The organism is Actinomadura sp. NPDC048394 (assembly GCF_040651755.1).
Lineage (GTDB): Bacteria > Actinomycetota > Actinomycetes > Streptosporangiales > Streptosporangiaceae > Spirillospora > Spirillospora montaniterrae.
The window spans coordinates 16912-29821 of the sequence record NZ_JBEZJL010000068.1 but is presented as its reverse complement, the minus strand read 5'-3'; the positions used below and the strand labels follow the sequence as shown (position 1 = coordinate 29821).

The 12910-nt window shown below is 68.9% G+C and carries 12 protein-coding genes; 5 read left to right on the top strand and 7 right to left on the bottom strand.

Annotation, left to right across the window (positions count from 1 at the left end; all coding sequences use genetic code 11):
* Positions 1-136: 136 nt before the first annotated feature.
* Together AB0C78_RS37455 and AB0C78_RS37450 are read right to left on the bottom strand one after the other, a co-directional pair.
* Positions 137-328 (bottom strand): DUF397 domain-containing protein, encoded by a 192-nt coding sequence (locus tag AB0C78_RS37455; protein WP_360757610.1) that lies wholly within the window; start codon positions 326-328, stop codon positions 137-139.
* The gene (locus AB0C78_RS37450; RefSeq protein WP_360757608.1) at positions 325-1206 is read right to left on the bottom strand and encodes a helix-turn-helix transcriptional regulator; all 882 of its coding nucleotides are present in this window, start codon (positions 1204-1206) and stop codon (positions 325-327) included. Before AB0C78_RS37450 ends, AB0C78_RS37455 begins: the two co-directional genes overlap by 4 nt.
* Before the next feature lie 1107 nt (positions 1207-2313).
* Here AB0C78_RS37450 and AB0C78_RS37445 point away from each other — a divergent pair.
* Together AB0C78_RS37445 and AB0C78_RS37440 are read left to right on the top strand one after the other, a co-directional pair.
* Complete coding sequence (locus AB0C78_RS37445) at positions 2314-2544, top strand: hypothetical protein (protein ID WP_360757606.1); 231 nt, start codon at positions 2314-2316, stop codon at positions 2542-2544.
* Positions 2544-3473, top strand: coding sequence for a cyclic nucleotide-binding domain-containing protein (locus AB0C78_RS37440; RefSeq protein WP_360757603.1), 930 nt, complete (start codon positions 2544-2546; stop codon positions 3471-3473). The genes AB0C78_RS37445 and AB0C78_RS37440 overlap by 1 nt, the downstream gene beginning before the upstream one ends.
* 344 nt (positions 3474-3817) lie before the next feature.
* Here the strand turns inward: AB0C78_RS37440 and AB0C78_RS37435 are convergent, their stop codons facing one another.
* Both AB0C78_RS37435 and AB0C78_RS37430 read right to left on the bottom strand, forming a co-directional pair.
* Complete coding sequence (locus AB0C78_RS37435) at positions 3818-5068, bottom strand: hypothetical protein (protein WP_360757601.1); 1251 nt, start codon at positions 5066-5068, stop codon at positions 3818-3820.
* A 242-nt stretch (positions 5069-5310) separates the two neighbouring features.
* Positions 5311-5682 (bottom strand): NUDIX domain-containing protein, encoded by a 372-nt coding sequence (locus AB0C78_RS37430; RefSeq protein WP_360757598.1) that lies wholly within the window; start codon positions 5680-5682, stop codon positions 5311-5313.
* A 410-nt stretch (positions 5683-6092) separates the two neighbouring features.
* Here AB0C78_RS37430 and AB0C78_RS37425 point away from each other — a divergent pair, with 410 nt between their 5' ends.
* Positions 6093-6536: an ATP-binding protein gene (locus tag AB0C78_RS37425; protein WP_360757594.1), complete on the top strand. Its 444-nt coding sequence runs from the start codon at positions 6093-6095 to the stop codon at positions 6534-6536.
* Positions 6533-7102, top strand: coding sequence for a hypothetical protein (locus AB0C78_RS37420; RefSeq protein WP_360757591.1), 570 nt, complete (start codon positions 6533-6535; stop codon positions 7100-7102). The genes AB0C78_RS37425 and AB0C78_RS37420 overlap by 4 nt, the downstream gene beginning before the upstream one ends.
* 4 nt (positions 7103-7106) lie before the next feature.
* Here AB0C78_RS37420 and AB0C78_RS37415 read toward each other — a convergent pair whose 3' ends face one another.
* The 3 genes from AB0C78_RS37415 to AB0C78_RS37405 are packed head-to-tail and all read right to left on the bottom strand — an operon-like array spanning position 7107 to position 8813.
* Positions 7107-7307, bottom strand: coding sequence for a hypothetical protein (locus tag AB0C78_RS37415; protein WP_360757588.1), 201 nt, complete (start codon positions 7305-7307; stop codon positions 7107-7109).
* Positions 7300-8526: a hypothetical protein gene (locus AB0C78_RS37410; RefSeq protein ID WP_360757585.1), complete on the bottom strand. Its 1227-nt coding sequence runs from the start codon at positions 8524-8526 to the stop codon at positions 7300-7302. Before AB0C78_RS37410 ends, AB0C78_RS37415 begins: the two co-directional genes overlap by 8 nt.
* Positions 8523-8813, bottom strand: a complete 291-nt coding sequence (locus AB0C78_RS37405; RefSeq protein WP_360757583.1) for a WXG100 family type VII secretion target — start codon at positions 8811-8813, stop codon at positions 8523-8525. The genes AB0C78_RS37410 and AB0C78_RS37405 overlap by 4 nt, the downstream gene beginning before the upstream one ends.
* A 375-nt stretch (positions 8814-9188) precedes the next feature.
* On the opposite strand from AB0C78_RS37405, the gene AB0C78_RS37400 reads away from it, so the two are divergent.
* Positions 9189-12854 (top strand): ATP-binding protein, encoded by a 3666-nt coding sequence (locus tag AB0C78_RS37400; protein WP_360757580.1) that lies wholly within the window; start codon positions 9189-9191, stop codon positions 12852-12854.
* Positions 12855-12910: the final 56 nt, after the last annotated feature.

Here is a 12910-nt window from a genome sequence, read left to right as displayed (position 1 = left end):
CCGTCGGCTTGCACGTCGGTAATGAACGGCTGCATAACGAACGGAGGCGCAGCACGCTACGAGCACCAACACATCCGTAGCGTGCTGCGCCTGAAGAGTCCGTGCAGACCTGAGGACCCCGCCGGTCAGGAACGTCCTAGCGACTGGCCTTGATCGAGTCGAGGAACGCTGCCCACTCGGTGCGAGAGAACCCGAGGACCGGGCCAGTGCCGTGGGCCTTGGTGTCGCGGACGCCGATCGTTCCGTCCGCCGCCCGTCCCACCTCCACGCACGACCCGTTCGGCTCGCTGTGCCGGGACTTGCGCCACTGTGCGTACTGCTTGCTCATTCGCGGCGTACCACCTTGTCGGTCAACTCGTCAGCGGCCTCGGCCAGTAGCGCAAGGCTGTCGTCCGGCGCAAGCGCTCCTCGCGTGAGGTCTTCGTACCTCTGTGTATACCGCTTTACCTCGCGCCGCTCAGTGTGAATGAGGTCCGTTGTGATCGTGTCCACAACAGCCATAGGTGGGTCTGCTGGGTCTGGGAAGGTGTAGAGCGCGAACGTGGCCTTGGGGAGCAAAGCCCCCTCCATGTCGGCGTGGAGTGGGAGCACGCGGAGAGTGAACCGGGGCTCGTCTGCGATGATCTTGACGATGTGGAGCAACTGTTGCGCCATGACCTCGCGAGGGACCGTACGGCGACGGATGAGTCCTTCATCGAGGATGAACTCGTACGTTGGCCCGCCAGGACGAAGGATCATCTCCTGCCGCTGGAGCCGGGCTTTTGCCATCTTCTCAGGCTGGTAGTCGAGTCGTCCCTCTCTCTTCGAGTTCTCGATGAGGCTGAGCGTGAGTTCCGGTGTCTGGAGGATGCCCGGGATGGCGCTCAGGTTGTACTCGTGGATCGTGTCGGCGCCGGACTCGATGTCTGCGTAGAGCCGGTGGCGAGCACCCATCGCGTTGCCGTAGGCGTCCCACCATCCCTTGGCTGAGGCATCGTGGGCGAGACGGACGATTTCCGTCCACTGGCGTTCAGGCACTTCGAGAGCGTCGAGGATGGTGATGACGTCCGCGACGTCGGGGCGGCCGTGGGCGTTCTCCAGGCGGCTGACCTTCATACGGGAGTAGTGGATGCGCTTGGCGAGCTCGTCCGCCGTCATCTCGCGCTCCTCGCGGAGGGCGCGGAGTTCGGCCGCGAGACGCCGACGTCGGACGAAGGGGCTGACCATGGCGACCTCCGGGGCAGGATCGTGACAGCTTAACTACTCTATGTACACGACCGGATGCTGGTTCGCCGCTGAACTGGACCGTGTCGGAGGCCGAACAAGGCCACACTTTCGTATCGAACGAGCTCGCGTTGTTCGAAGTGGTTCGGGCGCGCGTGCCTTCGTCTTCCGCCGTCGCGATGTAGTCAATCGGCTAAAGAACTGGTGCGGCAGAGCGAGACACCGACGATCGGTGCCCGTTTGCGCGTCCCGTGCTGCGGCTTACACGCTTCTAGGCCAGTTCCGAGGTGCCGGGACGGCCGCCTCCACTACGGGTCGCGCGATGCCGTCCTGGTTCACCGATGGGTCCCGGTGGGGCCGCACGGTTTCGCAGCGACGATCGGGTGTCGGCGCCCCTGCGCCACCTTCCGGTGGCCTCTCTGGCTACTCGTCCCGTGGCCGGATGGTTGCGCGTCAGCGCCAGCGACGATCTGAGCAAAGCGCCGTCCAGCTCGTCGGGGTTACCATCGGAACCACTGCGGCCTCGGGAGGCGATCGGGCATGGCGAACGTGATCCGCTGGTGTAACGGCGGCCTCCTCGCTGACGGCGGCACATGCACCGCCGCACGCCTCATCCGATCCGACTCCCCGGTCCGTGGCCGGCGTGTCGTCGACGCACTCGGCGCCCTGGCGTTCGCCTCTCGTCCAAGCGCGAGCGAAGCGCCGACGCGCGCCCGATGCGGGCTCCGGCGGCGCTCAGCAGAGCTGCGGCCAGATTTGGGCCCCCCTAAATGTGGCACCTGACGGCACTGCTAGGGGGGCGAGCCGTCTTCAATCGGGCGTAGGCATCCATGTCTCTGGCTGGGACTTTGTGTGCCCGCTGGTAGGCGGTGTCCGGAGGTGCAAGCCCGGATTCCCGCCTACTCGGCGTTTCTCGGCGTTCCCTCGCCTCTGGTGCTCTCTCTCCCTTCCGGGTTACCGTGCTGACTAACTCGCCGCCGCGACGCGGGAGAGGCAGAGGCTTGCACCCTCCACCTCCTCGAGGGTCCTGCGGACCCGGCTCGGCGGGCCAGCATCACCGCGCCCCGCACCGACCAAGTCCCAGCCAGAGACTCGCGAGGAGCCCCTTCGATGCCCCAACCACAACCCGACGCGCCCATCGGCCAGGTGTTCGTAACCCTGGCGCTGATCGCGGGTGTCGTGATCGTTGTCCTCGGCCTATTCGTTCTCATCGGATACGTCGTCCACCGGACCGCCGACAGTCCCTCCGGCCGTACCGTCGCGATCCTCACCGCGATCGGTTCCGTGATCGTGGCGCTACCGCCCATCCTGTACACACTGCCGCGGATCTACGGCGGCTGATGGAGCACAGCTTCTGGGATTCCCTGGACGAGCCGGAGCGGGCCGCGCTGCGCAGGGTGGCCCGCCCCCGCACTTACGCGGACAAGGCGCCGCTCGTCTACCAGGGCGACGAGTCCGAACATGTGATCATCATCGAGCGGGGCTGGGCGAAGGTGACCTCGTCCACCGAGGACGGTCACGACGTCGTGCTGGCCGTGCGCGGGCCCGGCGACCTGATCGCCGAGAGCGCGGTGCTCGGCGGCCGCACCCGCTCGGCGACCGTCACCGCGCTGTCGCCGGTGCGTGCACTGGTCGTCCCGGCGAACCGGTTCACCAACTTCCTGGACGAGCACCCCGACGTGTGGAGGCTCGTCACCGGTACCTTCGTGCAGCGCATCGACGACGCCGACCGGCGGCTGCGCGCGCACGTCGCCAGCCGCGGCACCGAGCGGCTCGCGCGGCTGCTGGCCGACCTCGCCGAACTGTCGGCGCAGCACGCACCGCCCGCGCCGGACGGGTCGATCGTCATCGGGCCGCCGCTGTCCCAGCAGGAGCTGGGCAGCTGGATGGACGCCTCCCGCGAGACCGTCGCGCGGGCCATGGCCGGGCTGCGCGCCGCCGGCCTGATCCGCACCGGCTGGCGCAGGATCACCGTCGTCGACCTGCCCGGCCTGCGCGCCATGGCTGTGGGCCGACCGCGCGAGCCGCGACGCCAGGAAGAGCCCCCGACGCCCCAGCAGGCATCGCATGAACTCAGCAACGCAGAGTCGAGAGTGGCGAAGCTGGCCGCAAAGGGATTGACCAACTGGCAGATCGCCGTTCGGCTGCACGTCACGCCGAGCACCGTCGAGCAGCATCTCACCCGTGTTTACCGGAAGGTCGGTGTGCGCACGCGAGCCGACCTGCTCGAGGCGCTCGCGCGAACCGATCTGACGGAACGGTCGCCCTGAGTTCGGTTCGGCCATCCGCCACGGTCGTCACCCTCGACCAGGCCGTCAGGGCGTCACTGTCCCTGCCTCGGCCGTCGACACTGCGAATGGTCGATTCGCTCGGCTCGCCGCGTCATCAGGTATAGCTGCGCGCCCGTCCGCTGGTTCTTACGCACCAGGCCGAATACCTGCGTGAGGCGCAGTGGGCCATCACGTGGAGGTGGCAGTGCCGCAGCGCCAACGGCATGCCGAGCACTGGTGCCGCAGCGCCGGACATCGACCTGGACGGGTGCCAGGCGACCTGAGCCTTGCCCGCGGCCGTCGCGGAACGCATCCGCAGCACCTGTCCATTCGTGCGCCGGGGATCACCCCTTCGCATCGAGTTCCTCGCCGTCCGCGCGTCGGCGGGCCGTTCGTTCGGCGATCTCGCTGGAGAGCTTGGCTTTGACGGACTTGGCCCGGTCGAGGGTCTCGTTACCGAGGTTCTTGGCGGCGCCGATGCCTTCCGCTCCCGTCCCGAGCACCTTGTCCCTCACCTCCGCGGCCGCGTCCCCCCATCGCCTCGCCTCCAACGATTCCCGGCCGCGCTGGATCCCGAGCCGCCCGTGGAAGTCGACGACGGCGACCGCGACATCGTTGCTCGACTGCACTACGGCTCGGGATGCGCTCGGGTGCAGCAGCACCTTCGCGTTGGCCGTGCCGGCGGCCGCGTCCATGCGGGCCATCAGACGCTCGGTGTACCGCGAGATGCGTTCCAGCCGGTCCTGCCGGGCGGCTCGAAGCGCGAGCCGGTGCTGGTCGAGCTCCTCAGGAGACGCGTCGAGCACCCTGTCGAGTTCGAGCACGCCGATCCCGTCCTGCAGCCGGAAGCAATGTGCCAGGACGGCGAGCCACTCCTGGACCTCGACCTTGGCGTCCCTGGACGCCTTGGCGAGATCGCCGATCTTGCTCTTGTTCTCCAGCTTCTCCGCGACCGCGTCGAGCCGGCGCAACGCGTACGCCTGGGTCCGTGCGACCGCCAACGAAGTGGACTGCACCTTCGACCACGTCACCTCGGAGACCCGGCCCACCTGGTCCCGGATGGTCATGGCCTCCTCGATCACGAGATCCACACCGATCATGTCCGCCAGCACCGCGTCCTTCTGGGCGCGCAGGACGTCCTCGACCTTCTCGTCGATCGAGGCGAGATAGTCGGTGATCTCGTCCATGGTCTGCTGCATCGACAGCTGCGCCATGAGTCCCGCGGCACCGGCCAGGAGCGCCGGGTTGGTCAGGAACGATCCAGGCGTCCTCACCAACTCAAGGATGTGCTTGGTCCTGGCGTTGTCCATCAGCACGGCGCGGCCGGCACCCGGTTCCGAACCCTTCATCAGGGGGTACTTCTTCATCGCTCGCGCGGACTTCTCGGTCAACTTCACCCAGCGACCCGAGTTGGCGGCGATTTCGGAGCCCGCCTGTGCGGCGGCGGCCCCGGCATTGAAAGCGGATCCGAGCCGTTTCAGCCCGAGATCCTTCGACGGCAGCCCTTCGGAGACGAGGAAACGGTCGACGGCCTTCGGATTCCCGATGACCGCTAAGCCATCGCCGTCACTGAGCAGCTGAATCTCGTCATCCATCATTGGCTCCTGGACCTGGGCAGGAAGAACGGATCTTCCCCGGGTGAAGGCATCACATTACCTTCGCCGCCCCTGGCCTCACAACGGTCTACCCGCCACGTGCGCGTCAGCGAGGCTGCCCCTCTCCGACCTTGTTGAAGTCAAGGTGAGATCGGTCGCTGATATTCGTCCTACAGGAGGGAACGGGAGTGATGAATTTGCTTTCGCGGCTTCGTCCACGGCTGGCCGTGCGGCAGGCGCCGTCACGGCCGGAGGAAGCCGACGATCAGGGGGCGCAACCGGGCCGATATCTCGGCGGGCAGGTCATCCGGACCGCACCAGCGCGCCTCGAGGATCTCCGCCGGGTCGAGGACGAGCCGCCCGCTGGTGACACGGGCCTCGTAGTAGGCCTCCACCCGATGCCGGAAACCGCTGGCGACGCGGAGCGGAGTCCCCTCCACCTCGACTTCCAGGGAGGTCTCCTCCCGGATCTCGCGGGCCACGCCGTCCTCCAGCCGCTCGCCCGCGTTGACGTATCCGCCCGGCAGGCCCCAGGCGCGGTACTCCGGCCAGAGCCGGTGCCTCAGCAGCAGGATCCGCCCCCGCTCGTCCCGGACGATCCCCGCCGCGTACACCAGGAACGTGTCATGCCGGAGCCGGGCGAGCCGCCACTGTGCGCGGCCGCCCAGCCTTCTCCAGGCGCGGGCGAGCAGCTTGTGCGCCGCACGCCGGGGGCCGGCCGGTGAGGCGTTCGACCGGCGGGGTGGTCGTCTTCACGGAATCGTGGCTCGATCCTGGCCGTCGTCCACGGCCGCCGTGTCTGAAAAGGACTACTTGAAGGCGATATTAGTACCGCGGTGACCCCCGAAATCCCGAACGTGCATTCCCTGGTGAATCACGTTCCCGAGCGTGCGGAATCCGAACGTTCACCGGCTGGGCGTGCGAATCCCCAGTCCGGCCCCGATACCGCGTGCACGCCCCGCCACCTGCTGTGACGATGAGCGCGACAGACCCGCGACGACGCACACTTCCAGTGAGGTAGCCGATGTTCCCTGCCATTCCCGTCTTCCCCGCGGCCCCCGACGCGCAGCGCTGGCGGCGGCCGTTCCCCGGCACTCCCGACCAGGCCGCGGCCGCCCGTCGCTTCACCACCCTGCTCCTGCCCGGCTGCCCCGTGCTCGACGACATCCTGCTCACCGTCGACGAGCTGGTCGTGAACGCGCTGCGCCACACCGGATCCGGCCGGCCCGGCGGCATCTTCACCGTTGAGATCGCCCGCTGGGGCGGCTCGGTCGCCGTCGCCGTGACCGACGAAGGGGCACCGTCCGAACCCGCCGTCGCCGACGCCGGCGACGACGCTGAATCCGGTCGAGGCCTGCGTACCGTGTCGCTGCTCGCCACCGGCTGGGGATGGTTCGGCAACGACCGCTCCCGGACCGTCGCCGCGTTGTTCACTCCCAACGCCGTGTCCCTGTGCGAGGCCGCGTGACCGCCCGGGAACTCCGCGAACGCACGGTCGCCCGGGTCCGGTCCACGATGACCACCGCCATGCGCGCCGACCCGCACGCCCTCGACGCGCTCGCCGAGCACAACGCCGACGGCCTCGACGCTTTCACCCTGCCTTTCCTTCGGACGGCGCGCACGCTGATGCTCGCGACGTCCGCGGCTCTGAGCACCATCATCACCGCGCACCGGTTCGGACGAGATCCCTACGACCGGATGGTCTGCCTGGCATGCGGCACGGAGCACTGCCGGACGGTCCGCGCCATATCCGACGTCCTCACCGCCTACGACATCCGGACCCATCCGATCGACCGGTCGGAAGCCTGGCGCCGCGCCGACGCCTGGTACGCAACGACGGTCGGCCACCCCGTCCTGCTGTCCATCGAGTCCTTCGACGAAGGATTCATCGCCCGGCCGGCCACCTCGCCGCCCAGCGTGCCCGACCGCGTCCTCATCATCGACCGCAACACCGGCGCCCTGATCCTCTGGCCCGACTACGACACCGCCACCCTGATCGGGCAGTACCACGCCTACAAGAACGGCACGCTCTGACGAATCAGTCTTCGTCGAGAACCTCACCCAGCGGTATCTTCGGCGAGATGGCGTTCACCACGCACGCGCGGTGCGCGAAAAGCTCCTGGGAAGGGAATCCCCCCATCACCGCGACCGTCACCCTGCGCAGCTCCGGGGACGAGGCGGGAATGCTGCCGGCACAGAATGCGCAGGTGAATCCTTCGGTGTAGGAGTTCTCAGTCATCGAGGCCGTACCATCTCTCCTTGTCGAGCTGCCGCTGGATCCACGCGTCCGAGGACCACTGGTTGGTCAGGATGTTCCCGTTCGAGGGATTGCGGATGGTGACCTGGCTCTGCCGGTCTCCCCGGCGCCAGACGAAGACCTGGTTGCCGTTCTCGTCATAGTAGAGGTCGTCCGCGTTCTCGATGACCTCCTTCGGATCGATGTCCCGGTCCCCGTCGCCGCCCCGGAGCGTCGAATGGAGCGTCTCGCTGACCTCCCTCTCGACCTCGGCCTCGAGGATCCGCAGGTTCGGTGCGTTCCCGGCGCCGATGGTGACGGACGTGACGAGGTGCTCGGCCAGAGCGCCCACCGCGATACCGCCGACCACCTGCACCAGCTTGCCTGCGATGGAGGCGAGCGTGGCGCGCAGAGCGGCGACCTCGAGCAGCGCCGCGACGGGATTGCCGGCCGCGTCGTTGACCTGCAGTTGCGCATCTCTCAGTGCGGTGGAGTACTGGGCGCAGGCTTCGGAGATTCCTCCGCAGAGCCGGGGGAGGCCCTCGAGCACCGTGGCCTGGTCGCCGCCGGCGTCGATCCTCTTCCAGTAGTTCTCGAAGGCGTCGATGTCAGGTGCGTCGCCGTGCCCCAGAATGCCTTTCACCTCGGCGGACAGCTGACTTCGGATGTCTGTCAGGGCGTCCTGGGCCGTCTTCCAGGCATGGGATGCCTGGGCGAGCCCGTTCGGGTCTCCGGTCGGCCAGTATCCGGAGATGTCGATCTCGATGCCGGTCAGGGATCCGAGCAGCGAATGCGGTGCCGATTCTCCCGGCCCCGCCGCCGACGGCGGTCCGGGCAGGTTCAGCGGAGGCGAGACCGCATAGCCCAGGAGCCGGTCCCGGAAAGGGACCGTCTGGCGCGGCAGCACCGGGGAGCCGCTGCCGATCATCGAATACTGGTCGGCTTTCGCATGGTTCTTCGCGGTCTGTGCGAGGCCCCGGGACATGTCGCCGACCGACCGGTGCAGGGCGGCGAAGCCCTGCCATGCGGCCTGCGCGGCCGGTGCGTAGGCGCTGACGAACTTCGCGGCCGCCTCGTCCTTGCCCGGATTGCCGGCCATGCCCATCACCGCGGAAAGTGCGTCGGCGAGGTTGTGCCAGGTGCCGCCGGTCCTGTTCTGGGCGGCCGCGACGTGCTGGGCGGCCCCCTGCACGAAAACCGTATCGATCCAGACGCGGCTCACGCCGACCACATTCGTACGTTCGTGCTGCTCGAACTGCGGAAGTTCCGATGCGCGCGCCCGATGGCGCGGTGCAGCCGGTCCAACTCGGCATGCAGGTCCCTGGCCGTCTTGTCCCAGCGAGCGTGTGCCGCGGTGTAGGCGTTCCGCGCGTCGCCGTCCCATTCCGCGAGCGACCCCGCAAGCGACTTCTCAAGCCCGTCCAGCACGGTTTCGAAATCTCGCAGAGCTTTCTGGAAACAGCGCTCCGCTTCGCTGAAGGCGGCGAACTCGGCGCGAATCAGAGTCATGGACGTCCTCACCGGGGGAGTGGGCGGCGGCCAGAACTTTACCAAGTAGGTTGACCGACTCACTGGGGGGTTCAAGGGGCACGAACCAGTCGGTCTCGAGGTGAGTTAGCACAATTGCAGGGGCGGCGCGTCCTGCGCTCCGGTAGCGTTTTCTGCGGTCAGCGTGCTCACAGCTCGCTCGATTCTGCAGGAAAGGGTGTGTCCTGCGAGCGTTATGACGGAAACAGCCCTCTTGTGCAAACGAGTCGATGGCCGGATCTGAGGCCCCAGACCGCATGTGGCCAGCGCGTCCGGCCTCCGCACCCTCGATGTCAAGATCTTTGACCGTTGCCGGCGAGAAGAGCGGGGAGGGCCTTGCGGCGCGAGCAGAAGCGAATGGCCGATGTGCTGCGGTACTGGCGGGCGATCGAACTCTTCGACCCGCAGACCATCCCCCGCGTGACGCGTCCCGGTGCACGCCGGAAAGCCGGCCGGGAACTGGTACAGGAGATCGAGGCCGTCCCCGGAAGGCCGCTGTCGCCGTTGCCCTGGGAGCCTGGGCACCCGATCCACGGTGAGCAGCCGGAGTCTGGCAGGTATGGAGCTTCCTGGCGGCACACCGTCTTCGGAGGCGTGTTCCCTGTCTCCGCCGTCCATGATGCGCTCGTCGAACGATTCGGCAACGGCGCAGAGGAACAGGACTACGGCGGACGGCGAAAGTCCGGCGACACGGCGCTGTTCGCGTTCACCGTGGACGAACGCGGTTGCCTGCTGGAAGGCACCGTGATCCTCAACGCGTGCGCCTGGGCCACCGGCCGGATCTTCGACCCGGGCCCCGACGCACCAGGATGGCTGGACGGATTCGAGAAGGCCGGCATGGACTGCGAGCAGGCGGTGGACCTTCTCACCCGCCGTCACATCCCCTACACGCTTCCGCTTCCGCCCTCCGGCAGGAGCGCGGTCGCGGCGGGGCAGGACCCAGCAAGCCGGAGCACGGCCAGCTGGCGCAGAGTGGTCAGGGAGATCCTCGGATCCAGCGCCGAGGGCGCGGTGCTCGCACTGATCGGCGGCCTCGCCGCCGGGCCGCTCGGCTCGGTCGGCGCCGGGCTGGCCGGCGGCGCCGTCAAACCGCTCCTGCGCAGGCTCAATCCTCCCGACGCCGGCGGGGACGGAAGGCGGGCGGCTGAGTCCGAGGACGCGGAACACGCCGGCGGACCAGCCCCGGAACGACCGGCGGACGGACCGCCCGCCGAGTCCGATGGCGCATCCGATGAGGAAGCGCCCGGCGACGCGCGTCCCGTCCAACTGCCCGACCTGGTCGCGTTCGCCGCGCACGTGGCGCACGTGTGCGGGGTGCCGGACCTGGTCGGGATCGATCGGCTGAAGATCCGGGTAGAGAGCAGACCTGTCGCGCGCAAGAAGGACGGGTCACTGCCGGACCCGGAACCGGCGTTCCTCAACAGCCTCTTCCCTCCGGATCTGGAGAGGGCCGCCTCGGACAGTGCCGGATACGGGCCTGCGCTGGCCGCTTACCTGCGCGATCCCGCGCTGATCGACCTGCGGGATCGATGTGACGTGCGCACCGATCCGACTACCGCGCTCGTCGGCACCGAGCCCCTCTCCACGCCCGCGGGCAGATGGCCCGCGCCCGCGGAGCATCCGCTGGCGCTCAGCCAGCAGTTCGCGGTGAACACGATCGTCACCGAGCTGATGGACGGCGCCGGCCTCTTCTCGGTGAACGGGCCGCCCGGCACGGGAAAGTCCACGCTGCTGCGCGACCTCATCGCAGCGATCGTCGTCGAGCGCGCGAGTGAGCTGGCGAAGCTGCCGCGGCCGCAGGCGGCATTCCGCGGCACCCGCACCTGGGCGGCCGACGGCCGCACTCACACCGTCCATCTGCCGGTGCCCGCCGTGACCGGCTTCGAGATCGTGGTGGCGTCCTCCAACAACGGCGCGGTGGAGAACATCACCGCCGAACTGCCATCGCTGGACGCCATCGGCGAGGAGTGGCGGCCGGAAGCCTCCTACTTCGTCGACCAGGCATCCGCGCTCCTCGGAGGCGCACCCGCATGGGGAGCGGTCGCCGCCCCGCTCGGGAACCAGGCGAAACGCAACGAGTTCGCGCAGCGGTTCTGGTGGGGAGGCAGGTCTGCCACCGGCATGCAGCGGCTGCTGCAGAACCTGGAGCAGGGCGGTGCGCTCCACGATCCTCCCGCCAGCGAACGATTCCCCGAGGGCCACACCGGCGACGCCCCCGCGCCCGTACCGCCTGGCACCGCCCCAACACCGACTGGTTGGCAGGACGCGGTCCGCCGCTTCCAGGCGGCACTGGAACACGAAGCCGAACTGAGGTGGGAACGCCAGGAGGCGTTCCACGCCCTTGCCGTCCTTGCCGCCTCCCCATCGCGGGAGACCGCCGCCGAGGCCGACCGGCTCGAACAGCAGTGGCTTCGGGAACAACGGCAGTACCAGCATGCGGACATGCTCACCGGTACGACCGCGGCGGCGATGCAGCAGGCAGAGGCGGCACTGGCGGCGCACGTACAGGTACGTCCGGGCGGGCTGCGCGCCCGGTTCGGCAGCGCACGGCAGGTGTGGGACGAGGTTGAGCAGCGGCTCAGGGGCGACTACTCCCAGCGGTATGCCGAGTGGCGCGGGGCCTACAACGCTGCCCAGGAGGCCGCCGCGCGGGTCTCGGCGGCCAGGGCGGCCGCCGAAAGCGCCCGCCGGGATGCGCAAAGACTGAAGGAGGAAGAGGAGGACGCACGGGACTGGGTCGCGTACGCGCGGGAGCGATGGCCCGACTGGTTCCCCGGTGACCTGGACGAGTGGTCCGAACGGAGCGACGAGGACCGCGAGAAGTCGGCGCCCTGGGCGGACCCGGACTGGGTGCGCGCCAGAACCCGGGTGTTCCTCGCCGCCCTCGACCTGCACCGCGCGTTCACGGCCGGGGCCGCCGGCACGATCCGCCGCAACCTCCTGCACCTGACGAGGACGCTGAAGCGCGAACCCGGCGCCCCGCCGCCGGACGCGGAACTGGCCGCCTGGCAGACCCTCTTCCTCGTCATGCCGGTCGTCTCCACCACGTTCGCCTCATGCGGGCGGCTGCTGGAGTCGCTCGGGTCCGAGACGCTGGGCTGGGTGCTCATCGACGAAGCGGGCCAGGCGACCCCGCAGGCGGCCGCCGGAGCGCTGTGGCGAGCGCGCCGGGCGGTGGTGGTCGGCGACCCCCTCCAACTGGAGCCTGTCATCCAGGTGCCCGAGGGAGTCCAGGAACTGCTGCGCGTCTGCTACGAGGTGGCACCCGAATGGCTTCCCGCACGCGGCTCCGCCCAAGCCCTCGCCGACCGGGTCAACCGCTGGGGGACGAACGTTCCCACCCGACGGCCGGACGGGGAGCCGGCGCCGGTCTGGGTCGGGGCGCCGCTGCGGGTCCACCGCCGTTGCGAGAAGCCCATGTTCTCCGTCAGCAACGGGATCGCCTATGGCGGACTCATGGTGTATGGAACGCATGAGGCGCCGTTCCCAGGGGAGGACCAAGATCCCTACCCCGCCAGTTGCTGGGTGGACGTGACGAGCGACGACGTCGAAGGCAATTGGGTACCCGCCGAAGGGCGGGCCCTGGCGCGGATGCTGACGAAACTCCACCGCGAGGCCGGCGTCGACCTCGACCGCATTCGCGTGCTGAGCCCGTTTCGCAACGTGGTCGCCGGCTGCCGCCGGACCGTGCGAGACCTGGAATGGACCCACGTCCCACCGCCCGGTGCAGCCGACTACCGCGCCCAGACCAGCGAGTTCCTCGACAAGTGCATCGGGACCGTCCACACCATGCAGGGGAAGGAGGCGGACGTGGTGTTCCTGGTGCTCGGCACCCATGCGCGCCGCGGCGGCGGAGCCCGGAAATGGGCCGCGGAGACCCCCAACCTGCTGAACGTCGCCGTCAGCAGGGCCAAACGCCGGCTGTTCGTGATCGGAAACCACGACCAGTGGCGGGACCTGCCCTATTTCGAGACCCTCGCCGACGCCCTCCCGCGCCGCCCCTGGCCGCCGTCCGGGACGTGACGCGGAGTCCGGCGATCAGGTTTCGCGCACCGGGCGGCAGGCGGGATACTTGGGCG